Origin of the sequence: Variovorax glucosi, assembly GCF_051216695.1 — a bacterium.
GTDB lineage: Bacteria > Pseudomonadota > Gammaproteobacteria > Burkholderiales > Burkholderiaceae_C > Variovorax.
Genome location: NZ_JBPJZE010000001.1, coordinates 1,011,821 through 1,034,494 on the forward strand (window position 1 = coordinate 1,011,821; position 22,674 = coordinate 1,034,494).

Below are 22,674 nucleotides of genomic sequence, written 5' to 3' on the forward strand. Positions count from 1 at the left end.
GGACCCATGGGAATAAGTCACTACATCAAGGAAATCGGCCGTGGCGCGCGAGGCGCCAAGCCGCTGGCGCGCGCTCAGGCGGCCGATCTGTTCGGACAGCTGCTCGACGGCGGCATCACCGACCTGGAAATCGGCGCGTTCTGCCTGGCGATGCGCATCAAGGGCGAGACGCCGGAAGAAATGGCCGGCTTTCTCGACGCGACGCAGGCCCGCCTTGCGCATGTGCCGGCCGGCGAGCCCGGCGCTCCTGCGCTGGTCGTGCTGCCGAGCTACAACGGCGCGCGAAAGCTGCCGGTGCTGACGCCGCTGCTGGCGCTGCTGCTGGCCCGCGAGGGCCTGCCGGTGCTGGTGCACGGAAGCGCCAGCGAATCGACCCGCATCCTGGCCTGGGACGTGCTCGCGGCTCTGGACGTGCCGCCCTTGCAAGCGATACGCGCAATCTCGCCGGGCGAAGTCGCCTTCGCACCGACCGAGCTGCTCAACCCGGCGCTCAAGCGGCTGCTCGACGTGCGCCGCATCGTCGGCCTGCGCAATCCGGGCCACAGCGTGGTCAAGCTGATGCAGCCGACGACCGGGCCGTGCGTGATCGTCGCCAGCTACACGCATCCCGAGTACGCGCTGACGATGGCCGAAACCTTCGCGATGACCGGCATCACCGCACTGCTCTCGCGCGGCCTCGAAGGCGAAGTCGTTTCCGACCCGCGCCGCACCGCGCAGATCGACGGCTTCGTGCGCGGCGTCCGCAGCGAACTGCAGGCCCAGCAGCCCGGCACCGCCACGGAAGTACCCGGCCTGCCGACCGCCATCGACATCCAGACCACCGCCGCCTACACACGCAGCGTGCTGACCGGCGACCTGCCGGTGCCGCATGCGATCGCCGTGCAGGTCGCGCACATCAAACAACTCGCGACCCACGCATGATGAACAACTCTTTCAATCTCCCGTTCAACGGCCGCTGCACGCTGGTCGGCGCCGGCCCCGGCGATCCGGATCTGCTGACACTGAAGGCGGTCAAGGCAATCGGTGCAGCCACGGTGCTGTTCGTCGACGATCTGGTGAACGAAGCGGTCCTGGTCCATGCCCGGCCGGACGCCCGCATCGTCTACGTCGGCAAGCGCGGCGGCTGCAAGAGCACGCCGCAGGCGTTTATCGAAAAACTCATGATCACCGCCGTGCGGGAAGGCGAAACCGTGGTGCGCCTCAAGGGCGGCGATCCGTTCATCTTCGGGCGGGGCGGCGAAGAGGTCGAGCACCTGCGCGATGAAGGCATAGAAGTGGCGGTGGTGAACGGCATCACGGCCGGCCTCGCGGCCGTGACGTCGCTCGGCGTGCCGCTGACGCACCGCGACCATGCGCAAGGCGTCGTCTTCGTCACCGGCCATGCAAAGACCGGCGCCGGCGCACAGGACGACCCGACCGACTGGCGCGCGCTGGCGGCCACGGTGCACAACGCTCGCCTCACTCTGGTCATATATATGGGGGTTGCCGGTTCTGCCCACATCCAGCGCGAACTTCTGCAGGGTCTGCCGGGCAAAACGCCGGTCGCCGTGGTGCAGCATGCGAGCCTGCCGCACCAGCGGCACATCGTGACGACCCTGGGCGCCATGTGCGGCGCCATTGCCGAAGCCGGGCTCGGAAGCCCGTCGGTGATCGTGGTCGGCGACGTGCTGCGCGGCATCGCGGCGGCAAGCGATGTTCCGGCCTTGCGGAGCGCGAGCAGCGCCGGCAGTTGCGGAAACTAGAATTCCGCCTCCACAAAGAGGCTGAATACACTTGTCACTCCATTTCGACGTCGTCGTCATCGGCGCAGGCGCAGCCGGCCTTTTTTGCGCTGCACAGGCCGGCCAGCGCGGGCTGAAAACGCTGATCGTCGACCACAGCGAGCGTGTCGCCGAAAAGATTCGCATCTCGGGCGGCGGTCGCTGCAACTTCACCAACCGCGACATCGACATACGCGCGCCGCAAAAGCACTTCGTCGGCGAAAACCCGAACTTCTGCCGCTCGGCGCTGTCGCGCTACACGCCGCAGCAGTTCATCGCCCTGATCGACCGCTACGGCATCGCGCACCATGAAAAGCACAAGGGCCAGCTGTTCTGCGACGGACCTTCGCAGCAGATCATCGACATGCTGCTCTCCGAGTGTGCTGCGGGCGCCGTCGAGCGCTGGCAGCCGTGCAAGGTGCGCGGCGTGACCTTCGATGCCGACGCGGCGACGGCGGATCGCTACCGCATCGACACCGAGCGCGGCGCGGTCCACACCGCGCAGATCGTCGTGGCGACCGGCGGCCTGTCGATCCCGCAACTCGGCGCGAGCGATTTCGGCTACCGGCTGGCGGCGCAGTTCGGCTTGCGCATGGTGACGCCGCGTCCGGCGCTGGTGCCGCTGACCTTTGCCGGTGAAGGCTGGGCGCCCTACGCGGCGCTGGCCGGTCTGGCGCTGCCGGTGCAGATCGCCGTCGGTGCCAAGAAGGAACGCGTGGCTTTTCTGGAAGATCTGCTCTTCACCCACCGTGGGCTTTCCGGGCCGGCGGTGCTGCAGATTTCGAGCTACTGGAAGGAAGGCGTTCCGCTCGGCATCGATTTCGCTCCGGGCACCGACGTGTCGGTTGCGCTCGGCGAGGCCAAGTCGCGCTCGCGCAAGCGCATCGCCAACGAACTCGCGACGATGGTGCCGTCGCGGCTCGCAGATGCATGGGTCGGCGAAGACCCGGCACTGCAGCGGCCGATCAACGAAGCCGCCGACCGCGCGCTCTCGGCGCTGGCCGAGCGCATCGCGCGCTGGCAGATCACGCCGAGCGGCACCGAGGGCTACAAGAAAGCCGAAGTGACGGCTGGCGGCGTCGATACGCGCGATCTTTCTTCCCAGACGATGGAATCGAAGCAGCCGGGGCTGTATTTCATCGGCGAAGTGGTGGACGTCACCGGCTGGCTCGGCGGCTACAACTTCCAGTGGGCCTGGGCCAGCGCTTTTGCGTGTGCCAATTCACTCGTCTCGGGATCGCCCTAGCAAGCACGCTATAATTTCGGGCTAACTCTGGCCTTCCCTCAACGGCCTCAAAAAGTTTCAGTTGAGGAACCCCGGCTGTGGGCCTCGATCTCCCCCGGCCAAATTCAATTCAACGATTTTTAAATGACCACCATCCGCGTTAAAGAAAACGAGCCGTTCGACGTCGCCCTTCGCCGCTTCAAGCGCACCATCGAAAAGCTCGGCCTGCTGACCGACCTGCGTGCCCGCGAGTTCTACGAGAAGCCGACCGCCGAGCGCAAGCGCAAGAAGGCTGCGGCCGTCAAGCGTCATTACAAGCGCGTGCGCAGCATGCAGCTGCCCAAGAAGCTCTACTAAGCAATTAGACGAAGAGCTTTGCTCCGCACCGAGCCGCGCCAGGTCAGCCTGCCGCGGCTTTTGTTTTTCCAGAAGAATCACTTTCCATTCAAAGGAGTCGCCATGAGCCTCAAGGAACAGATCACCGAAGACATGAAGACCGCCATGCGCGCCAAGGATTCGGAACGCCTCGGCACGGTCCGCCTGCTACTCGCGGCGATGAAGCAGAAGGAGGTCGACGAGCGCATCGAGCTCGACGATGCCGCCGTGATCGCCATCGTCGACAAGCTGGTCAAGCAGCGCAAGGATTCGGTTACCGCCTTCACGCAAGGTGGCCGCACCGACCTGGCCGACAAGGAAGCCAGCGAAATCAAGGTGCTGGAGGTCTATCTGCCGAAACGCCTGAGCGCGGATGAAGTCTTGGTCGAAGTGAAAGCCATCGTCGCCGAACTCGGCGCCAGCGGCCCCGGCGACATGGGCAAGGTGATGGGCGCGGTGAAAGCAAAGCTGGCCGGCAAGGCCGACATGGGCCAGGTCAGCGTAGCGGTCAAGGCCGCGCTTTCGGGCGCCTGAGATGAAACAGCCGGTTCCGAAGGCCTGCGCCTGCCTGGTGGATCGGCGCGGGCGCCTGCTGGTATTCGATCACCCCGAAGACGGTGGCATGCAGTTGCCCAAGGGCACGGTCGAAGCGGGCGAGGCACCGGAAGACGCGGTGCGGCGTGAATTGCTGGAGGAATCCGGCATTCGATTCGACGGCCCGCTTGTTCCACTCGGCACGCTGGACCGCGATTGCGAAGCCGGCATCGAAGGCAATGTGCATCGTCACGCACAGCTGTGGCATCTCTATCTGATGCGGACCGATGCGGCCTTGCCCGAAGCGTTCGAGCATGTCGCCAGTGGCAGCCCCGAGGAAGACGGTCTCGTCTTCCGGTTTCGCTGGCTGACGTCCGAAGAATCGCTGGACGGCTTTGCGTTGCCGTATCGCCAGACCATCGAGCGTTTGCGCGAATGGCTGGCCGCGCACCCGGTCACCTGAATCTCAGGACCCGGCGATCTTCATCCGGTTGATCAGGATCGAACCCGTGGTCTTTGCGCCGTAGTTGTACGCATCGGCGCCGACTGCCTGGATGCCCATCAGCATGTCCTTCAGGTTGCCGGCGATGGTGATCTCTTCGACCGGGAACGCGATGCGCCCCTTCTCGACCCAGAAGCCGCTCGCGCCGCGCGAATAGTCGCCGGTCACGTAGTTCACGCCCTGCCCCATCAGCTCGATCACGAGCAGGCCGGTTCCGAGCTTGCGCAGCATCGCGTCGAGATCGTCGCCGTCTTGCGTCAGGCGCGAGCTGAGCACCAGGTTGTGCGACCCGCCGGCATTGCCCGTCGTCTTCATGCCGAGCTTGCGCGCCGAGTAGGTGCTGAGGAAATAGCCTTCCAGCCGACCCGCGTCGACGACCTTGCGCGCACGCGTCGTCACACCCTCGTCGTCGAACGGCGAACTCCCCTTGCCACGCAGGATGTGCGGGTCTTCCGAGATGTCGAGATGGTCGGGCAGCACCTGCTTGCCGAGCGAATCGAGCAGGAAAGTGCTCTTGCGGTACAGCGCGCCACCGCTGACCGCCTGCACCAAGCCGCCGAGCAGGCCAGCAGCCAGCGGCGATTCGAACAGCACCGGGCATTCCGTCGTCTTGATCTTGCGGGACTTGAGCCGCGACAACGCACGTTCGGCGGCATACCGGCCGACCGACTGCGGGCTCGCCAGCGCATCGGCAGAGCGCATCGAGCTGTACCAGGCATCGCGCTGCATGTCGCTGCCCTTGCCGGCGATCGGCGCGACCGAAATCGAATGCCGCGAGCTGGCATAGCCGCCGCGGAAACCGTGCGTGTGGGCGCTGAAGAAATGGCTCTGCTGGGCCGAAACGCCAGCGCCTTCGCTGTTCGTGATGCGCTTGTCGGTCGACAGCGCCGCCGCTTCGCATTCCAGCGCCATCTTCGCTGCGCCTTCGCTGTCGATGTCCCACGGATGGAACAGGTCGAGGTCGGGCTGTTCCTTGACGATGTCGTCCTCGTCGGGCAGACCGCTGGTCGGGTCTTCCGCGGTGAAACGGGCAATGTCGTAGGCGGCCTGCACGGTCTGCGCGATGGCGGGCTCCGAAAAGTCCGACGTGCTGGCGTTGCCCCTGCGATTACCGACGTAGACGGTGATGCCCAGCGACTTGTCCCGGTTGCGCTCGACGTTCTCGAGCTCGCCCTTGCGCACCGAAACGCTCAGGCCGCAGCCTTCCGACGCTTCTGCGCCGGCATCGGTCGCACCGAGCTTCTTGGCATGCGCCAGGGCCGAATCGACCAGGTTTTCAAAAAAGGAACGGCTGTAGGCGAAGCCGGATTCGGCGCGCGAGGTAGAAGTCTTCATGTGTTGGCTATGATACTTGCGCCCCCCTTTCCCTCTACAGCGCTGTGCATTGCGGCCAAGATCGACCTATGTCCCGCAAACCCAAAAAAGGCTATTACGTCCGTGGCGAATTCGTTGCAGAAGGCAGCGAACTCGACCTGGAGCTCAAGCGCGAGCTCAAGGGCACCGACGAAGCCAGCAAGACCGACCTCAAGCGCGAGAGCACCGAGCTCCAGAAGATCGGCGAAGACCTGCTCACGCTGCGCGCCAGCCTCTTCGACAAGCTGCCGCTCAGCGAAAAGCTGGTCGATGCCGTGATCGAAGCGCGCCGCATCACCAATTTCGAAGGCAAACGCCGCCAGATGCAGTTCATCGGCAAGCTGATGCGCCTGCTCGATCCGGCCACGCTCGACCTGGTGCGCGTCGCGATCGGCGAACAGCACAGCGCGCCGGCCGAAGAAACCGCCACGCTGCACGAAGCCGAACGCTGGCGCGACCGGCTGATCGCCGACGACGACGCGATCGGCGGCTGGATCGAAACGCATCCCGGCACCGACATCCAGCAACTGCGCGCCCTGGTGCGCCAGGCCCGCAAGGACATCAAGGCCGGCAAGCCGGGCGAAGCGCCGCGCCAGGGCAAGGCCTATCGCGAAGTGTTCCAGCTGGTGCGAGCGCAGCTCGGCGCACACGGCGGCGCGGACCATGCCGAGGCCGCAGCCGAACAGTCGCGAGAGACCGACGCATGACCGAATCGGCCTTCGAGCCGGTTCGCATCGGCATCGTCTCCGTCAGCGACCGCGCATCGACCGGCGTCTACGAAGACAAGGGTCTGCCGGCGCTCAAGGACTGGCTCACGCGCGCCCTGCGCAACCCGATCACGTTCGAGCCTCGCCTGATCGCCGACGAACAGGTGCTGATCAGCGCGACGCTGATCGAACTCGTCGATGCCGGCTGTTCGCTGGTGCTGACGACCGGCGGTACCGGCCCGGCGCTGCGCGACGTCACGCCAGAGGCGACGCTGGCAGTCGCGCACAAGGAGATGCCCGGATTCGGCGAGCAGATGCGGCAGATCGGCCTGCGCTTCGTGCCGACGGCGATCCTTTCGAGGCAGGTCGCGGTGGTGCGCGATGCAAGCCTGATCCTGAATCTGCCGGGCCAGCCGAAGGCGATCGCGGAGACGCTCGAAGGGCTGAAGAACGCCGACGGTTCGCCGGCCGTTGCCGGGATATTCGCGGCAGTGCCGTATTGCATCGATCTGATTGGCGGGCCGTACATCGAAACGGACGAATCCGTTTGCAGTGCTTTCCGACCGAAGTCGGCACGGCGGCCGGACCGAAGCTGAAATCTACCCAAACATTCATTCCATTTGTTCCATTCGTTCCATGAATAAAACACTTTCCCTGGCCGCAGTCGCCCTGTGCTTTTCGCTTGCTGGCTGCGAGACCCTGCAAACGATGGACACGAGCAAACTCTCCGACATCGGCGGCACGGCCATGAAGGCCATGTCGCTGAACGATGGCGAAATCGCCAGGATGTCCGACCAGTCGTGCGCCGCCATGGACCAGAAGAACCAGATCGCGCCCGCCGGCAACAAATATGCGATGCGCCTGACCCAGGTCATCCGGGCCATGCCCACGACGGTGAACGACAAGACCGCCGACTACAAGGTCTACATCACGCCGGACGTAAACGCCTGGGCGATGGCCAACGGTTGCATCCGCGTCTACAGCGGACTGATGGACCTGATGAACGACGACGAATTGCGCGGCGTGATCGGCCATGAAATCGGGCATGTGGCGCTGGGCCATTCCAAGACGCGCATGCAGACGGCATATGCGGCGTCGGCTGCGCGCGGGCTGGCCAGTGCGGTCGGCGGCATCGCGGGCCAGCTGTCGCAGTCGCAGGCTGGCGACCTGGCGGAAAAATTCGTCAACGCCCAGTTCTCGCAATCGCAGGAAAGTGCCGCCGACGGCTACTCTTTCGATCTGCTGGGCGAACGCAAGCTCGAGCGCAAGGGCCTGGTCACCGGTTTCCAGAAGCTGGCCAAGCTCAGCGAAGGCCAGAGCGCCGGGAATTCGCTGCTGAGTTCGCACCCGCCTTCGACCGCGCGTGCAGCGGCAATGCAGAAGCGCCTCGACAGCGGCAGCTGAGCCGCAGCTGAGCCGCAGCCGAGCGGCACTTGGGCCGCAGGCAGTGTCGGCACTGCCCGTTTCGTCTCCATCGAGTGGATTCCGTCGGTGAAACTCCCGACGCGCGTCGGTCGACATCTGCGGCATAGTCGCGTCCGACGACTTTCGACGGCCGAGCCCCAGGGTTCGGCATACCAACTCCCGGAGACAAAAAAATGAAACTCGGCCTCATTGCAGCCGGCACGCTCGCGTGCCTCACGTTGGGTTTCGGCGCCCAGGCACTCGCCCAGACCACCACGTTGAAGATCGGCTACGCCACGACGAAGGAATCGCATTACGGCGTGGGTTCGACGGTGTTCTGCGACGAGATCGAGAAGAACACGGCGGGCAGATTCAAGTGCCAGCAGTTTCCGAGTTCGGCGCTCGGCGGCGAGCGCGAGCAGATCGAAGCGGTCCAGCTCGGTACGCAGGACCTCGTCAACACATCCACCGGACCGGTCGGCAACTTCGTGCCCGAGGTAAAGATCGTCGACGTGCCGTTCCTGTTCCGAGACTACGACCATGCGCGCAAGGTCATGGACGGCCCGATCGGCCAGGACATCCTGACCAAGTTCCCTAGCAAGGGAATCATCGCGCTGGCCTGGACCGAGAACGGCTTCCGCCACATGACGAACAACAAGCGCGACATCGTCAAGCCGGAAGATGCCAAGGGCCTGAAGATGCGGACCATGGAGAACAAGGTCCACATGGACGGCTATCGCACCTTCGGCATCCTGCCGACGCCGATGGCCTTCCCGGAATTGTTCGGCGCGCTGCAGCAAGGCACCGTCGACGGTCAGGAAAATCCGATCCCGGTGATCCTGGCCTCCAAGTTCTCGCAGGTGCAGAAGCACCTCTCGCTGACCGGCCACGTCTACTCGCCCGCCTTGCTGCTGCTGTCGCCGAGGGTCTGGAACAAGCTTTCGGATGCCGACAAGAAGGTGTTCGTCGCGGCGGCGCAGAAGGCCTCGATCGCGCAACGCAAGAAAGTGAACGACGACGAGAACAACGGCATCGCCCAGCTCGAGAAGGACGGCATGAAAGTCACTCGCACTGTCGACGGTGCTGCATTCCGCGCTGCCCTGAAACCGGCCTACGCCGGCTACGAAAAGGAATTCGGCGCGGACAACCTGAAGAAGATCGCGGACGTCAGGTAATCGGGGTCAGCTGAACGTGCAAGCATTCGAGCGTTACTTTCTCGCCGCCAACCGCTGGGCGCTGATTTCACTGCTGGCAGCGATGTCGGTCATCATCTTCACCAACGTTGCCCTGCGCTACCTGACCGACCAGTCGCTCGAATGGGCCGAGGAAGTCTCTCGTCACATGATGATCTGGCTAACCTTCCTGGGCGCCGGTCCGGTGCTGCGCTACGGCGGACATATCGCGGTCGAGAACCTGCAGGATTCGTTGCCGCGCAAGGGCGCGATGGCGATGCGAATGGTCGTCGCCGCGCTGCTGTTCGGATTCTTCGGCTTCATGGTCTGGTACGGCTGGCTCTACATGCAGCGCACCATGTTCCAGCTCACGGCCGTGACTCAGATTCCGTTCGCCTACATCTACAGCGCGATGATGATCGGCGGCATTCTGCTGATCGTGCATTTCCTGCTGGTCGTGAAAGGCTACGTGGTGGACCGCAAGTTCGCTTCGGACGCGCATTTCGACGCCACGGCTTCGGCCTCGCTGTAAGGGGGCGGCATGGATGCAAGCATCGTTCTCATCGTCTCGGCCTGCGTGTTCCTGGCCATCGGCGTGCCGGTGGCCTTCGCGCTCGGCCTGGCCACCGCGGCCACGCTGATCCTCGCGGAAAACTATCCGCTGATGGTGCTGCTGAAGGAAACCTTCACCGGCATCGATTCCTTCCCGCTGATGGCGGTGCCGTTCTTCATCCTCGCTGCAGAGCTGATGAGCGGCGGCTCGCTGACCGAGGTACTACTGCGCTTCGCAGGTCAGTTCGTCGGCCACAAGCGCGGCGGGCTGGGCTACACCAACGTGGTGTCGCTCACCTTCTTCTCGGGCATTTCCGGCTCGGCGCTGGCCGATGCGGCCGGCCCCGGCTCGATGCTGATCAAGATGATGGACAAGGCCGGCTACGACCGGTCGTATGCCGCGGCGCTCACAGCTTCGACGGCGATCGTCGGGCCGATCATTCCGCCGTCGATCATCATGATCATCTACGCGCTGCAGGACGAATCGGTTTCGGTCGGCACGCTGTTCGCCGCCGGCATCCTGCCGGGCATCCTGATCGCGGTGGCGATGTGCGCGGTCAATTTCCACGTCTCGAAGAAGCGCAACTACAAGGGCGACGGCAAGCTGCCGCCGCTGCGCGAGATCCTCATCACCAGCTGGAAGGCGCTGCCGGCGATCCTGCTGCCGGTCGTGATCCTCGGCGGCATGCGCGCGGGCTGGTTCACGCCGACGGAAGCTTCGGTGGTCGCGGTCTTCTACGCGCTGCTGGTCGGCAAGTTCGTTTACCGCACGCTCGAATGGAAGGCGCTGCCGAACATCCTCGAACGGTCCGCCCTGCTGTCGGCATCGGTGCTGATCATCATCGGCCTGTCGGCGTCGTTCGCCTGGGTGCTGACGATCGAAGGCATTCCGCAGCAGATGGCCGAATGGCTGATCGGCATGAATCTTTCGCCGTGGATGTTCCTGATCATCGTGAACATCTTCCTGCTGCTGTTCGGCATCTTCATCGAACCGCTGCCGGGCGTGATGGTGCTGGCGCCGATCCTCGCGCCGGTCGCACTCAAGCTGGGCGTCGATCCGGTGCATTTCGCGATGATCGTGATCTTCAACCTGACGCTCGGCATGATCACGCCGCCGGTCGGCGGGTTGCTGTTCGTGACCTGCAACGTGTCGAAGGTGCCGATGTCGGCGCTGGTGCGCGAGCTGGTGCCGTTCCTCTGGGCGCACGGCGCGGTGCTGATGATCCTGACCTTCGTGCCCGCACTGAGCACATGGCTGCCGAGGGTGATGGGGTTCAAGTAGTTCCACTAAACTCGTTCGGGCAACCCGGAGTGCACCATGACTTCCTCTTCCCGTTCCCCCGACGATCTACCCGGCCCCGGCCCCGGCCCCGTCTCCGTCTCCGCGCCCCTGCACAAGACCCCGCTGCACGACCTGCACGTCGAACTCGGCGCCCGCATGGTTCCCTTCGCCGGCTACTCGATGCCGGTGCAGTATCCCGCCGGGCTCATGGCGGAGCACCGGCACACGCGCAGCGCAGCCGGCCTTTTCGACATCTCGCACATGGGCCAGCTACGGCTCGTCGGTCCCGATGCCGCAGCGGCTTTCGAGACGCTGATGCCGGTCGACGTGATCGGCCTCGCGCCCGGCAGGCAGCGCTACGGCCTGCTGCTGAACGACGAAGGCGGCATCCTCGACGACCTGATGTTCTTCAACGAGGGCGACGACACGCTGTTCGTGATTGTCAACGGCGCCTGCAAGGCGGCTGACATCGCGCATATCCGGGCCCGGATCGGCGACCGCTGCGATGTGCAGCCGATGCCCGATCACGCACTGCTCGCGCTCCAGGGTCCGCAGGCCGTCACCGTGCTGGCGCGGCTGTCACCGGGCATCGAGCGCTTCGTCTTCATGACCGGCGGTGCGGTGAGGATCGGAGACGAATCGGTCGGCGTGCCGGCGTTCGTGACCCGCAGCGGCTACACCGGCGAAGACGGCTTCGAGATTTCGGTTGCGGCCGGCGATGCCGAAGCGCTAGCCCGACTGCTGCTGGCTCAACCGGAGGTCAAGCCGATCGGTCTCGGCGCGCGCAACTCGCTGCGGCTCGAAGCCGGGTTGTGCCTTTACGGCGCCGACATCGACACCACCACCACGCCGGTCGAGGCTTCGCTGAACTGGGCGATCCAGAAAGTGCGTCGCACCGGCGGGGCACGTGCCGGCGGGTTCCCCGGCGCCGACAAGATACTGGCGCAGCTGGAAATCTCACAGGCCGGCGCGGCAACCGCCGCCGCCCTGCCGGCCAGTGCCGACCATCACACACTGCGCCGCAAGCGCGTCGGACTGGTGGCGCTCGAACGCATCCCTGTGCGCGACGGCACGCCGCTCGAATCCTTCGAAGGCCAGCCGATCGGGCAGGTCACCAGCGGCCTGCTCGGACCGAGCGTCGACCGCCCGGTGGCGATGGGTTACGTCGCGACCGCCTACAGCGAACCCGGCACCCGCATACAGGCGATCGTTCGCGGCAAGCCGGTGCCGATGGAAGTCTGTACGCTGCCTTTCATTCCGGCCAACTACTTCCGCGGCTGACACCGACCGTTCGCCCTGAGCTTGTCGAAGGGCTTCGACAAGCTCAGCCCGAACGGTTGGTTTCCAGCTTGAATTCCACGGATTCTGTTTTTTCTTTTTCCCCTCCAGGAGCAACCATGAGCATCAAGTACACCAAGGACCACGAATGGGTCCAGACCGAGGGCGATGCGCCCGCCGTCGTCGGCATCACCGTTCATGCGCAGGATGCGCTCGGCGACGTGGTCTTCGTCGATCTTCCCGAAGTCGGCAAGACCTTCGCGCAAGGCGAAGTGGCCGGCGTGGTCGAGTCGGTGAAGGCGGCTGCGGACGTGTTCATGCCGATCTCCGGCGAAGTCGTCGAGGTCAACGAAGCATTGCGCGCCGACCCGTCGCTGGCGAACAGCGATCCACTCGCGACCGGCTGGTTCTTCAAGGTGAAACCGAGCGATCCGACGCAGATCGACGCCCTGCTCGAAGAAGCCGATTACGACAAATTCGCTGCTTCCTGAACATGCCGGCACCCTTCCCCACCCTCCGCGAACTCGAGAACGCCGACGAGTTCGTCGCTCGTCACATCGGCATCGAACCGGCGGACGAGGCGCGCATGCTGCCGGTCATCGGCTCGGCGACGCGCGAGGAGCTGATCGACGGCATCGTGCCCGCCGCCATCCGCCGCACGAAACCGATGAACCTGCCCGCGGCGGTAAGCGAGGCCGACGCGCTGGCCGAGCTGAAGCGCATGGCGTCGAAGAACAAGGTCGCGCGAAACTTCATCGGCCAGGGCTACTACGGCACGCACACGCCGGGCGTGATCCTGCGCAACATCCTGGAGAACCCGGCCTGGTACACCGCGTACACGCCCTACCAGGCCGAGATTTCACAGGGCCGGATGGAGGCACTGGTCAACTTCCAGACGATGGTCTGCGACCTGACCGGCATGGCGATAGCCAACGCGTCAATGCTCGACGAAGCGACAGCCGCAGCCGAGGCGATGACGCTGGCCAAGCGCAGCGTGAAGAGCAAGAGCAACGTCTTCCTCGTCGCCGGCGACTGTCATCCGCAGACCATCGAAGTGCTGCGCACCCGCGCCGGCCCGCTGGGCATCGAGATCCGCGTCAGTACCGCGACCGAAACCCTGCCGCACCTGATGGCAAGCACCGAATTCTTCGGCGCTCTCGCCCAATACCCGGGCACTACCGGGCAGGTACACGACCTGCGCCCGCTCGCCGGTCACGCGCACGCATGCGGCGCCGCGCTCTGCGTCGCGGCCGATCTGCTGGCCCTGACATTGCTGATGCCGCCCGGCGAGTGGGATGCCGACATCGTCTGCGGCACCACGCAGCGCTTCGGCATGCCGATGTGCAACGGCGGTCCGCATGCGGCGTATCTGGCCTGCCGCGATTCGTTCAAGCGTTCGCTGCCCGGACGGCTGGTCGGCGTCAGCGTCGATGCACACGGCGCGCCGGCCTATCGGCTCGCGTTGCAAACGCGCGAGCAGCACATCCGCCGTGAAAAGGCGACATCCAACATCTGCACCGCGCAGGTGCTGCCGGCGGTGGTTGCGAGCATGTATGCGGTCTATCACGGCCCGGAAGGCCTCACTCGCATCGCGCAGCGGGTTGCAGCGCTGACGGCCGTGCTGGCCGACGGGCTGGAGCAGATGGGTCGCGTGCTCGTCAACACGACTGCGTTCGACTCGCTGACGGTAAAGACCGCCGAAGACACGCCCACCGTGCTCGCCCGTGCCGATGCCGCTGGCGTGAATCTGCGCCATCGGTTGCAGCAACATCTGGGCATTTCGCTCGACGAGACATCGACGCGCGCCGACATCGAAACGCTGTGGGCGCTGTTCGTGCCCGAAGGCGTCGCGATGCCGCGCTTCGAAAAGCTGGCCGACATTGCCGCACCGCGCATTCCCGAAGCGCTGCGCCGCACCAGTAACTTCCTCGCGCACCCCGTGTTCAACACGCACAAGAGCGAGACGGCGATGCTGCGCTACATCCGCAGCCTTTCCGACAAGGACCTGGCACTCGACCGCAGCATGATTCCGCTCGGCAGTTGCACGATGAAGCTGAACGCGACGAGCGAGATGATCCCGATCACCTGGCCCGAATTCGCGAACATCCATCCGTTCGCACCCGCCGACCAACTCCTGGGCTATGCCGAACTCGACCGGCAACTGCTCGAATGGCTTTGCGAAGCCACCGGCTATGCGGGCATCAGCCTGCAGCCGAATGCAGGTTCGCAGGGCGAGTACGCCGGCCTGCTGGCGATCAAGGCCTTCCACGACTCGAAAGGCGAAGGACAGCGCAACATCTGCCTGATTCCGTCCTCCGCCCACGGCACCAACCCGGCCAGCGCGCAGATGGCCGGCATGCAGGTCGTGGTGACCGCCTGCGACGCGCAAGGCAATGTCGACATGGACGACCTGCAGCGCGCCTGCGAAAAACACGGCGCGCAGCTCGCCGCCGTGATGATCACCTACCCGAGCACGCATGGCGTTTTCGAGACGCGCGTCAAGGAACTCTGCGAACTGGTGCATTCCCACGGCGGTCGCGTCTACGTCGACGGCGCCAACATGAACGCATTGGTCGGCGTGGCTGCGCCGGGCGAATTCGGCGGCGACGTCAGCCACCTCAACCTGCACAAGACCTTCTGCATTCCGCACGGTGGCGGCGGTCCGGGCGTCGGTCCGGTGTGCGTGGTGGCGGACCTCGTGCCTTTCCTGCCGGGCCATGCGACGTCACAGACCGTTCGCTCCGATGCACCCGTTCGCCCTGAGCCTGTCGTAGGCGCAGTTTCCGCCGCACCACTCGGCAATGCGGCCGTCTTGCCGATCAGCTGGATGTACTGCCGGATGATGGGCGCAGCCGGCCTGCAGGCCGCGACCGAAACCGCGATCCTCAGCGCCAACTACATCAGCGCACGCCTCAAGGACCACTACCCGACGCTGTACGCAAGCCCCAATGGTCACGTCGCGCACGAATGCATCCTCGACTTGCGTCCGCTGAAGGAAACGTCCGGCGTCACTGCCGAAGACGTGGCCAAGCGCCTGATCGACTACGGCTTCCACGCGCCGACGCTGAGCTTCCCGGTGCCCGGCACGCTGATGGTCGAGCCGACCGAGAGCGAGCCGCTGGCCGAACTCGACCGGTTCATCGAAGCGATGATCGCCATCCGCGGCGAGATCCGGCGCGTCGAGGAAGGCGTCTGGCCGAAGGACGACAACCCGCTGAAGCATGCGCCGCACACGGCGGCCAGCCTGCTCGCGACGGAATGGAAGCGGCCTTATGCGCGCGAGCTGGCGGCCTATCCGCTGGCTGCGCTCCGGCAGTCGAAATACTGGTCGCCGATCGGCCGGGTCGACAACGTATACGGCGACCGGAACCTGTTCTGCAGTTGCCTTCCCGTCGACGCCTACGACAGGACGGACGAGGCGGCGGCTACTTCCTGACCGGCGCCGATGTGCTTGCCGATGCGCCCGGGCCGGTCGCGATCTGCGCCCGGAACGCGGCCAGCTTCGCCTTCAGCCGGCGCTCGTTGACCGGCCCGACGCGCACCATCATCTTCTGGCCGCTGGTCATCGATTCGAGCGACGGATCGACGTACTCGTAGCGTGTCCATGGGTTCGGCGCGTCGTATTCGCCCTTCACTTCGGTCAGTTTCACGCGCACCGGGCCGTCAGGCTCCGGCGCCGCCAGCAGATGGTCGATGACGGTCACCAGCCGGTCGTTGAAATAACGCCCCGGATAGCCCAGTTCCTCGTACGCCTGCTGAAACAGCGGGTAGAGCCGCGCGTAGAGCTTGGCCGCGCGATCGACATCGACCGCCTCTGCAAAGGCGGTAATTGCAGAGTAACGGCCCGCATTGGCCGCATCGATGGTCTGCTCGCCGTTCGCGCCGCCCTGCGCGCCCGGCTGCACCGTGAAACGCCCCGGCGTCGGATGCACCGGCCACATGCGCGACGGCGCCTGCTGGCGCGTGAGGTTGTCGACGGTCGCCACAGTGCGTCGGACGAAGCCGTCGGTATTGAGGAACGAGGCCAGCGGACCGGCACCGAAGAGCTGCGTGAGCGCGGAAGTGACCTGCGCATCGGCGTCCGAAAGCGCAGGCAGCACGGCATCGGGCTTGGCGATGGCATCGACAGGGTTCTGCGGGCCCAGCGCCACCGGTTCTGGCGGCCTGGCCGGCGCATCGTCGGGTGCCGGTGCGGCAGCGGCTGCGGGCGTCGGTTCGGGCTGAGCGGTATTCCTGTGAGGGCCGTAGGTCCAGTACCACCAGCCGGTGGCCCCTGCGACGATCAGGATCAGCAAGCCGATGACGAGAGGCACGCGGGATCTTTCCTCGCTGGGCCTGAAATCGTCACGCAGATTTGCTCGGGCGCGTACGGGATCGCGGTTAGACATGGGCGGAATTCCTTTGAAGAGCATCGACGGCGCCGAAAGGCGCATGGCTCTATTGGAACGCTTTGGGCAGCCGCATGAAGTAACGCACTGTGAACGGAGCGCTGTTCGGCGCGGCGCGGCAGGCTCAGGGTCTCTCGTCGCTCTCCGGCACGACCGCATCGCCGACCGGCAGATGGATCAGCCCGGTATGGAAGTCGTACTCGAAGACCTCGCCATAGCGACCCCATTCGATCGCCGTGCGCAGCACGCGCTCGGCCACAGCCGCATCCAGGCTTTCGCGCAGCAGTTGCAGGAACGGCTCCTCGCGCAACTCGCCCGATGGCGCCTGCTCCAGGCTGTGGCGGATGTGCGCAGCCAGCGGCACATGCGCGAGCAGCTGCTGGCCGAAGAGTTGCTGGCGCAGCGTGTGCGTGCCTTCGACGTAACGCCGTCCGAGCACGGTCAAGTGCAGATCGGCGTCCGCCAAGTCAGCGAAGCCGAGCAGCGCCAGCGCCTTGGCCAGCGGCAGCAGCTCGTGATCGGCGAGTTCGGCCTCCTCCGCAAGTTGCGGCAGGTCGGCCCGGCCGTCGTGGCCGTCGTCGACCAGCAGTTCGAGCAGCGCTTCCATGCGGTCGACATCGGCGTCCGGCAGGCGGTCGCTCAGGTGCATGTGCGCCGGCTGACCGCGCGAACGGCCCGCGCTCGGCGCTTCGCCCACCGTCATCAGCTTGTAGACCTCGTCGATCAGCGCGCGCACTTCGAGGCTGTCGACGTCGCGCGGACGCGGCAGCGTGATCGGCAACTCGGCCCGCACCCGTCCCGGATTGCTCGCGAAGATCAGCACGCGGTCGGCCATCAGCACTGCCTCCTCGATGTTGTGCGACACCACGAGCATCGCCTTGGTCGGCATCGCGCCGCCGTCCCAGAGCTGGAGGATGTCGTCGCGCAGGCGTTCTCCGGTGAGCACGTCGAGGGCGGAGAAAGCTTCGTCCATCAGCAGCACTTCAGGCTCGACCACCAGCGCGCGCGCGATGCCGACGCGCTGGCGCATGCCGCCCGAGAGCTCGCGCGGCAAGGCACCCTCGAAGCCGGCCAGCCCGATCAGGTCGATGGCGGCGCCGGCACGCTTCGCGCGCTCCTTGCGCTCGACGCCGCGCGCCTCCAGCCCCAATTCGACGTTCTGCTGCACGGTGAGCCACGGAAACAGCGCGAAAGACTGGAACACCATCGCGATGCCGCGCGCCGGTCCGTAAAGCGGCTGCCCGCGGTAACGCACGCTGCCGCCGTCGACGGAAATCAGCCCCGCCATGATCCGTAGCAACGTCGACTTGCCCGAGCCCGACTGGCCCAGCAACGCCACGATCTCACCCTCGGCAAGGTGGAAATCGACGCCGTCCAGCACCGTCCGAGCGGTGCCGTCGGCCGAACGGAACGACTTGCCGACGCCCTGAAGTTCAACGATCTGTTCTGTCATGTCAGCCAACTTAAAAGTGCATGCGGTTTTCGGCCAGCGCATAGAGCTTGCGCCAGACAAAATGATTCATCGCCATCACGAAGACGCACATCACGCCGATGCCCAGCGCGATGCGCGGAAAGTCGCCGATGGCAGTCATGTGGGCGATGTAGCTGCCCAGCCCGGTCGCCTGCAGCGTGGTGTCGCCCCAGGTCACGTATTCCGCGACGATGCTGGCGTTCCAGGAGCCGCCGCTGGCGGTGATGGCGCCTGTGACGAAGCTCGGGAACACGGCCGGCAGCAGGTAGCGCCGCCATTTGAGCCAGCCGCTCAGGCCCATGTTGCTGGCGGCGTAGCGCAGTTCGGTCGGCACGCTCGATGCGCCGGCGATCACGTTGAAAAGCAGGTACCACTGCGTGCCCAGCACCATCAGCGGCGCCAGCCAGATGTTCGGGTTCAGGTGCCAGCGCACGATGAAAAGCACCGCCACCGGAAACATCAGGTTTGCCGGAAATGCAGCCAAGAATTGCGCAACGCCCTGCAGCCGCCCGGCCCAGCGCGGGTTCATGCCGACCCAGACGCCGATCGGCACCCAGACGAGCGCCGCCAGCGCGATCAGCACCAGCACCCGCACCAGCGTGTAGAAGCCCAGCACGAAGACATGGCCGACCTCCGCCCAGCCGACTTCGGCATGGATGAAGCGCCCCAGCCAGACCACTGCCAGCGCGACGGCGGCAGCAAGTACGGCGTCCCACACCCGCGCCACCGTGGCGTTCGGTGGCTTCGGGCGCGCCTTGATCGACGTGCCGTCGTGGTCTCTCCGGAACACGAGCAGCGTGCGCTCCAGCACCCGGCCGACAAGCACGCCGGCGCGCTGCAGCCGGTCGGTGCGACGCAGCCAGGTCAGGAGCCATGAGCGTGGGGTGTCTTCGCTGCTGCCTTCCTCAAAGCGGAACTTGTCGGCCCAGGCGATCAGCGGGCGGAAGAACAGCTGGTCGTACAGCACGATGCCTACCAGCATGCCGCCGATGGCCCAGCCGATCGCGCCCAGGTCGCGCGCCTCGATCGCCATCGCGATGTACGAGCCGACGCCCGGCAGCTTGATGTTCTGGTTCGACACCGAGATCGCTTCCGACGCGACGACGAAGAACCAGCCGCCCGACATCGACATCATCATGTTCCAGAGCAGTCCGGGCATCGCGAACGGCATCTCCAGCCGCCAGAAACGCTGCCAGCCCGAGAGCTGGAACACATTCGACGCCTCGCGCAATTCGGCCGGCACGGTGCGCAGCGACTGGTAGAGGCTGAAGGCCATGTTCCAGGCCTGAGAAGTGAAGATCGCGAAGATGGCCGCGCATTCGACGCCGAGCAGGTTGCCGGGAAACAGCGCGATGAACCCGGTGACGGTGATCGACAGAAAACCCAGGATCGGGATCGACTGCAGGATGTCGAGCATCGGCACCATCACCCGCTCGGCGGCGCGGTACTTGGCCGCCACCGCTGCGAAGATGCAGGCGAAGACGAGAGACGCACCGAGCGCGATGAACATCCGCAGCGTGGTACGCAGCAGGTAGTACGGCAGCGACCACGGATCGAGGCTGATCGGCAGCGACTGGCCCAGCTCGTACGGCCGCGCCATCTGCGAACCGCCGTAGGCCAGCGCGAACAGCACGGCCAGCACCAGCGGCAGGAAGGCCCAGTCCCAGCGGTTGCCGCCGGATGCGACGGCCAGGCGCGGGTAATAGCGTTTGTCGAACATGAGAACGGGTCGGGGTCGGGGTCGGGGTCGGGGATCGGGGCTGAAGAGCGGGCGCGCCATTGTGCCCAGCGAGACTGGACCGGACCTGACCATACCGGGCCACGGTTACCGCGCCGCGACAGCGCGGATCAGATCAGCGCCAGATCCTTCGGCGCAACGCCCGCGAACACCCGGTCCAGCTGCGTCGGCGTCAGCCCGTACATGCGCGAGAACAGCCCGCCGAAAACCGCTCGGTATTCGTTCAGCACCGGATAGTCGCGGTTCTGGAACAGGTTCTTCTGCGTCACTTCGACCTGCTCGCCGACCACGCGTCCGCCCGCGTGCGCCGACAGCCCGCCGCCGAACACCCAGTAGACGGTGCCGTGCCCGTGGTCGGTGCCCTTGTTGCCGTTCTCGCGGAAGGTGCGGCCGAATTCGCTGATGACCACGACGACCGTCTCGCGCCAAGCGTCGTCGCCCATCGCTTCGGCAAAGCCGGCCACGCCGCGCCCGAGTTCCTCCAGCCGGTTCGCCAGATAGCCGGTGCCCGCGCCCTGCCCCACATGCGTGTCCCAGCCACCGACGTCGACGAAGCCGAGGTCGAAGCGGTCGCGCATCAGCAGCGCCATGCGCCGCGCGACCCGCTCGAAGCCCTTGGATGTCATCGCGTCGCGGCTGGCCGCGTCCATCTCGGCCTTGACCGCGCGCTGCACCTCGTCGCGCACCGAAAAACCTTCGACCACAGGTTGCGCCAGCGCGGTGTTGCGGTACATCGCCTCGATGACGGCGCTCTGACGCGCGTCGATACCGCTGCGGCCGACCGAGGCCAGCGCCATGTTGGCTGCCCTGGCATCGCCGCGAAGAGAGATCGGCATCTGGTCGGTGAATGCGATCGGCGACACGTCGGTCAGCGGACCGGCGCCGAGCACGCCGGCCAGCCGGTTGAGGAAGCCGGAGCGGTAGTTGCGGCTTTGGTCGAGCGCCTGGCCGAGTTCGATCGAGTCCTGCGTCTCGAAATGGCTGCGGCTCAGGTCGTCGGTACCGGCGAACGGGATGAAGGCTGCCTGCTTCTTCTGAAACAGCGGCATCACGCTCGCGGCCAGCGCCGGGTGCAGACCCCAGCCACCCTCGAGCGCCAGGGCGCCGTTCGGCTGGACGGGACGCGGGACGGCGATGGTCGGCCGCGATGCGTAATAGAAATCGCTGTCGACCGGCACCAGCAGGTTGGCTGCGTCGTACGCACCGCGCAGAAAGACGACGAGCAGCTTGGCGCCCCCGGCAGCAGGTGCGGCCACGACCTGGGCGCCGACATTGGAGACGGCACCGGCGATGGGCGCCGTGGCGAGCAGCTTCAGAAGATCACGGCGTTGCATGGCAATTCCTTCGCGTTCAGCGGTGCATGTTCTCCGGCGAGGCGAGCAGGAAGGTGTTCCATTCCTGCGGCGTCTTCGCCTGCGCCAGCGCATCGCGCGTGCCGGCACCGAGTGTGGGGATGCGGGTGCGCACGGCGCTCGATTCGGCCAGCGGCGGAAACGAAGGAGAGGCGGGCCTCTCCGGAGGTGCCTTGTCTTCGGTGCGGAACAGCACCGCGCCGCCCGTACCGATGGCGCGGGCGATCTCGAAGCGCGTCGCCATCTGGCCGGCGCTGGCCCAGGCGTCCTGGGTCAGCGGATAGCCGTCGGGCGTCTCGTGGCCGTAGAGCGGCTCGCCCATGCGCGCGATCCAGCCGATCAGCGGATTGAAATCGGTCGCCACACGGTCGTCGTAGGCCAGCCGCACGCTGCCGATCGCGTAGTGCACCGGATCGCGGAACTTGCCGCCGAGCGACACGGTGAATTCCGGCGACTCGAACATCGTCGTCAGCACGGCAGCGATGTCGCCGTCGCTGCGCTGGAACGTGGCGCTCATGCGGTCGACCAGCGCGACGGGCGGCATGTCGGCAACGAAATAGATCGCCAGCTTGGTCGACACGAAACGCGCCGTCGCCGGCGCGCTTGCCAGCCGGTCGAGCGCCTCGTCGGTCTCGACCAGTCCGTGCTGGACCATCGGCCGACCCAGGAGCGTCTTTGGGCCATAGTCGTGCCGGTTCGGGTTGAACTCGAACATTCCGTGCCGCACGTAGTCGCCGCGAAGCGCCGGACGCACGTTGGGCGGCGGCGCATCTGCATTCAGCGAAGCGATGCCGGCGCCGGTGAGCACGCGCGCCAGTTCCTGCACGTCGCCCTGCGAGTAGCCGCTGCCGACGCCCATCGTGTGCAGCTCCATCAGCTCGCGGGCGTAGTTCTCGTTGATGCGGTTGGCCGCGTTCTGCGCGTTGTCGAGATAGCGCAGCATGGCCGGATGCCGCGCCGTCGCGCCGAGCAGATCGCGGAACCGGCCGAGCGCATGGGGACGGATGGCCGTTTCTTCATAGTCGCCGACCAGCGCACGGATGTTGTCCTTGCGCGCATTGACGTTGAAATGGTTCATCCAGAACCATGTCATCTGCTCCTGCAACTGGTTGGGGGAGTACAGGGCGCGCAGCAGGAATCTCTGCTGCGACTCGCGCAACAGCCGCTGCAACTGCTGCTGGTAAGCCTGGCGCGCGGCCTTCTTCTGCTCTACGTCGGGCAAGGCGTCTGCAGCCTTGCGCTGTGCGTCGAGCGCGATGGCGAGCTGCTCGACCGGCGTTTGGGAGATCGTCATCGCGTCGATCTGCGCCTGTGCCGCGGAAGGCAACCTGGCCGGGAGCGGATGCAACTGGTCGCGCAACCAGACCGGGAGGCCCTCCTTTGCGAGCTGCGCGGCACTGCTCGCGTTGGCGCCCCAGGTCACCCGGTCGAGCCAGCGCAGTTGCGTGGCCTCGCCGACTGCCGCGACGTTCGGCGCCGGGCCTAAGGTTCTCGGCGCAGCACAGCCTGCGAGCAGCAGCGCGGACGACATGACCATGGCGAGCAAGCGCATGCCCTTGCGGGATGTCCTCATCGAAGCTC

Annotated in this window: 21 protein-coding genes; 15 read left to right on the forward strand and 6 right to left on the reverse strand. The window is 65.8% G+C overall.

What is annotated here, in order from left to right; all coding sequences use genetic code 11:
* The first annotated feature begins 6 nt into the window (after window positions 1-6).
* The 6 genes from ybiB (at window position 7) to ACSFA3_RS04855 (ending at window position 4,357) form a co-directional block, all read left to right on the forward strand.
* Window positions 7-921, forward strand: coding sequence for a DNA-binding protein YbiB (gene ybiB / locus ACSFA3_RS04830; protein WP_435504250.1), 915 nt, complete (start codon window positions 7-9; stop codon window positions 919-921).
* Window positions 921-1,742, forward strand: coding sequence for a uroporphyrinogen-III C-methyltransferase (gene cobA, locus ACSFA3_RS04835; RefSeq protein WP_435504251.1), 822 nt, complete (start codon window positions 921-923; stop codon window positions 1,740-1,742). The genes ybiB and cobA overlap by 1 nt, the downstream gene beginning before the upstream one ends.
* Before the next feature lie 25 nt (window positions 1,743-1,767).
* On the forward strand, window positions 1,768-3,006 hold the full coding sequence (locus tag ACSFA3_RS04840) for a BaiN/RdsA family NAD(P)/FAD-dependent oxidoreductase (protein ID WP_435504958.1): 1,239 nt from the start codon (window positions 1,768-1,770) through the stop codon (window positions 3,004-3,006).
* Window positions 3,007-3,129: 123 nt separating this feature from the next.
* The gene (rpsU, locus tag ACSFA3_RS04845) at window positions 3,130-3,342 is read left to right on the forward strand and encodes a 30S ribosomal protein S21 (RefSeq protein ID WP_007833691.1); all 213 of its coding nucleotides are present in this window, start codon (window positions 3,130-3,132) and stop codon (window positions 3,340-3,342) included.
* Window positions 3,343-3,444: 102 nt separating this feature from the next.
* The gene (locus ACSFA3_RS04850) at window positions 3,445-3,894 is read left to right on the forward strand and encodes a GatB/YqeY domain-containing protein (RefSeq protein WP_435504252.1); all 450 of its coding nucleotides are present in this window, start codon (window positions 3,445-3,447) and stop codon (window positions 3,892-3,894) included.
* Window position 3,895: 1 nt separating this feature from the next.
* Window positions 3,896-4,357, forward strand: a complete 462-nt coding sequence (locus tag ACSFA3_RS04855; RefSeq protein WP_435504253.1) for an NUDIX domain-containing protein — start codon at window positions 3,896-3,898, stop codon at window positions 4,355-4,357.
* Window positions 4,358-4,360: 3 nt separating this feature from the next.
* On the opposite strand, the gene pmbA is transcribed toward ACSFA3_RS04855, so the two are convergent.
* Window positions 4,361-5,731, reverse strand: a complete 1,371-nt coding sequence (gene pmbA / locus ACSFA3_RS04860; RefSeq protein WP_435504254.1) for a metalloprotease PmbA — start codon at window positions 5,729-5,731, stop codon at window positions 4,361-4,363.
* A gap of 68 nt (window positions 5,732-5,799) precedes the next feature.
* On the opposite strand from pmbA, the gene yjgA reads away from it, so the two are divergent.
* The 9 genes from yjgA to gcvP all read left to right on the forward strand — a co-directional run bounded on the left by yjgA (window position 5,800) and on the right by gcvP (window position 15,580).
* Window positions 5,800-6,456, forward strand: a complete 657-nt coding sequence (yjgA, locus tag ACSFA3_RS04865) for a ribosome biogenesis factor YjgA (protein WP_435504255.1) — start codon at window positions 5,800-5,802, stop codon at window positions 6,454-6,456.
* Entirely contained in the window at window positions 6,453-7,052 is a 600-nt protein-coding gene (gene mog, locus ACSFA3_RS04870) for a molybdopterin adenylyltransferase (protein ID WP_435504256.1), read from the forward strand. Before yjgA ends, mog begins: the two co-directional genes overlap by 4 nt.
* A gap of 40 nt (window positions 7,053-7,092) precedes the next feature.
* Complete coding sequence (locus ACSFA3_RS04875) at window positions 7,093-7,860, forward strand: M48 family metallopeptidase (protein ID WP_435504257.1); 768 nt, start codon at window positions 7,093-7,095, stop codon at window positions 7,858-7,860.
* Between the two features lie 194 nt (window positions 7,861-8,054).
* On the forward strand, window positions 8,055-9,035 hold the full coding sequence (locus ACSFA3_RS04880) for a TRAP transporter substrate-binding protein (protein WP_435504258.1): 981 nt from the start codon (window positions 8,055-8,057) through the stop codon (window positions 9,033-9,035).
* A 16-nt stretch (window positions 9,036-9,051) separates the two neighbouring features.
* On the forward strand, window positions 9,052-9,564 hold the full coding sequence (locus ACSFA3_RS04885) for a TRAP transporter small permease (RefSeq protein ID WP_435504259.1): 513 nt from the start codon (window positions 9,052-9,054) through the stop codon (window positions 9,562-9,564).
* Window positions 9,565-9,573: 9 nt separating this feature from the next.
* Window positions 9,574-10,866, forward strand: coding sequence for a TRAP transporter large permease (locus tag ACSFA3_RS04890; protein ID WP_435504260.1), 1,293 nt, complete (start codon window positions 9,574-9,576; stop codon window positions 10,864-10,866).
* A 156-nt stretch (window positions 10,867-11,022) separates the two neighbouring features.
* Window positions 11,023-12,147 carry a glycine cleavage system aminomethyltransferase GcvT gene (gcvT, locus tag ACSFA3_RS04895; RefSeq protein WP_435504959.1) on the forward strand — a complete coding sequence of 375 codons (1,125 nt, stop codon included), beginning with the start codon at window positions 11,023-11,025 and terminating at the stop codon, window positions 12,145-12,147.
* 116 nt (window positions 12,148-12,263) lie between these two features.
* Window positions 12,264-12,635, forward strand: coding sequence for a glycine cleavage system protein GcvH (gene gcvH, locus ACSFA3_RS04900; RefSeq protein ID WP_435504261.1), 372 nt, complete (start codon window positions 12,264-12,266; stop codon window positions 12,633-12,635).
* A 2-nt stretch (window positions 12,636-12,637) separates the two neighbouring features.
* Window positions 12,638-15,580, forward strand: coding sequence for an aminomethyl-transferring glycine dehydrogenase (gene gcvP / locus ACSFA3_RS04905; protein ID WP_435504262.1), 2,943 nt, complete (start codon window positions 12,638-12,640; stop codon window positions 15,578-15,580).
* Here the strand turns inward: gcvP and ACSFA3_RS04910 are convergent.
* The 5 genes from ACSFA3_RS04910 to ACSFA3_RS04930 all read right to left on the reverse strand — a co-directional run bounded on the left by ACSFA3_RS04910 (window position 15,570) and on the right by ACSFA3_RS04930 (window position 22,666).
* A complete protein-coding gene (locus tag ACSFA3_RS04910) occupies window positions 15,570-16,532 on the reverse strand; it encodes a DUF3014 domain-containing protein (RefSeq protein ID WP_435504263.1) in 963 nt (320 codons plus the stop codon). The two genes, gcvP and ACSFA3_RS04910, sit on opposite strands and share 11 nt — an antisense overlap.
* Before the next feature lie 124 nt (window positions 16,533-16,656).
* Complete coding sequence (locus tag ACSFA3_RS04915) at window positions 16,657-17,985, reverse strand: ABC transporter ATP-binding protein (RefSeq protein ID WP_435504264.1); 1,329 nt, start codon at window positions 17,983-17,985, stop codon at window positions 16,657-16,659.
* 10 nt (window positions 17,986-17,995) lie between these two features.
* Window positions 17,996-19,723, reverse strand: coding sequence for an ABC transporter permease (locus ACSFA3_RS04920; RefSeq protein ID WP_435504265.1), 1,728 nt, complete (start codon window positions 19,721-19,723; stop codon window positions 17,996-17,998).
* A 128-nt stretch (window positions 19,724-19,851) separates the two neighbouring features.
* Complete coding sequence (locus ACSFA3_RS04925) at window positions 19,852-21,075, reverse strand: DUF1501 domain-containing protein (protein ID WP_435504266.1); 1,224 nt, start codon at window positions 21,073-21,075, stop codon at window positions 19,852-19,854.
* Between the two features lie 16 nt (window positions 21,076-21,091).
* Entirely contained in the window at window positions 21,092-22,666 is a 1,575-nt protein-coding gene (locus ACSFA3_RS04930) for a DUF1800 domain-containing protein (protein ID WP_435504267.1), read from the reverse strand.
* Window positions 22,667-22,674: the final 8 nt, after the last annotated feature.

Coding starts and splice junctions, on each gene's coding strand:
- ybiB (WP_435504250.1), top strand. CDS start 7: ATGGGAATAAGTCACTACATCAAGGAAATCGGCCGTGGCGCGCGAGGC.
- cobA (WP_435504251.1), top strand. CDS start 921: ATGAACAACTCTTTCAATCTCCCGTTCAACGGCCGCTGCACGCTGGTC.
- rpsU (WP_007833691.1), top strand. CDS start 3,130: ATGACCACCATCCGCGTTAAAGAAAACGAGCCGTTCGACGTCGCCCTT.
- ACSFA3_RS04850 (WP_435504252.1), top strand. CDS start 3,445: ATGAGCCTCAAGGAACAGATCACCGAAGACATGAAGACCGCCATGCGC.
- ACSFA3_RS04855 (WP_435504253.1), top strand. CDS start 3,896: ATGAAACAGCCGGTTCCGAAGGCCTGCGCCTGCCTGGTGGATCGGCGC.
- pmbA (WP_435504254.1), bottom strand. CDS start 5,731: ATGAAGACTTCTACCTCGCGCGCCGAATCCGGCTTCGCCTACAGCCGT.
- yjgA (WP_435504255.1), top strand. CDS start 5,800: ATGTCCCGCAAACCCAAAAAAGGCTATTACGTCCGTGGCGAATTCGTT.
- mog (WP_435504256.1), top strand. CDS start 6,453: ATGACCGAATCGGCCTTCGAGCCGGTTCGCATCGGCATCGTCTCCGTC.
- ACSFA3_RS04875 (WP_435504257.1), top strand. CDS start 7,093: ATGAATAAAACACTTTCCCTGGCCGCAGTCGCCCTGTGCTTTTCGCTT.
- ACSFA3_RS04880 (WP_435504258.1), top strand. CDS start 8,055: ATGAAACTCGGCCTCATTGCAGCCGGCACGCTCGCGTGCCTCACGTTG.
- ACSFA3_RS04890 (WP_435504260.1), top strand. CDS start 9,574: ATGGATGCAAGCATCGTTCTCATCGTCTCGGCCTGCGTGTTCCTGGCC.
- gcvT (WP_435504959.1), top strand. CDS start 11,023: ATGGTTCCCTTCGCCGGCTACTCGATGCCGGTGCAGTATCCCGCCGGG.
- gcvH (WP_435504261.1), top strand. CDS start 12,264: ATGAGCATCAAGTACACCAAGGACCACGAATGGGTCCAGACCGAGGGC.
- gcvP (WP_435504262.1), top strand. CDS start 12,638: ATGCCGGCACCCTTCCCCACCCTCCGCGAACTCGAGAACGCCGACGAG.
- ACSFA3_RS04910 (WP_435504263.1), bottom strand. CDS start 16,532: ATGTCTAACCGCGATCCCGTACGCGCCCGAGCAAATCTGCGTGACGAT.
- ACSFA3_RS04915 (WP_435504264.1), bottom strand. CDS start 17,985: ATGACAGAACAGATCGTTGAACTTCAGGGCGTCGGCAAGTCGTTCCGT.
- ACSFA3_RS04920 (WP_435504265.1), bottom strand. CDS start 19,723: ATGTTCGACAAACGCTATTACCCGCGCCTGGCCGTCGCATCCGGCGGC.
- ACSFA3_RS04925 (WP_435504266.1), bottom strand. CDS start 21,075: ATGCAACGCCGTGATCTTCTGAAGCTGCTCGCCACGGCGCCCATCGCC.
- ACSFA3_RS04930 (WP_435504267.1), bottom strand. CDS start 22,666: ATGAGGACATCCCGCAAGGGCATGCGCTTGCTCGCCATGGTCATGTCG.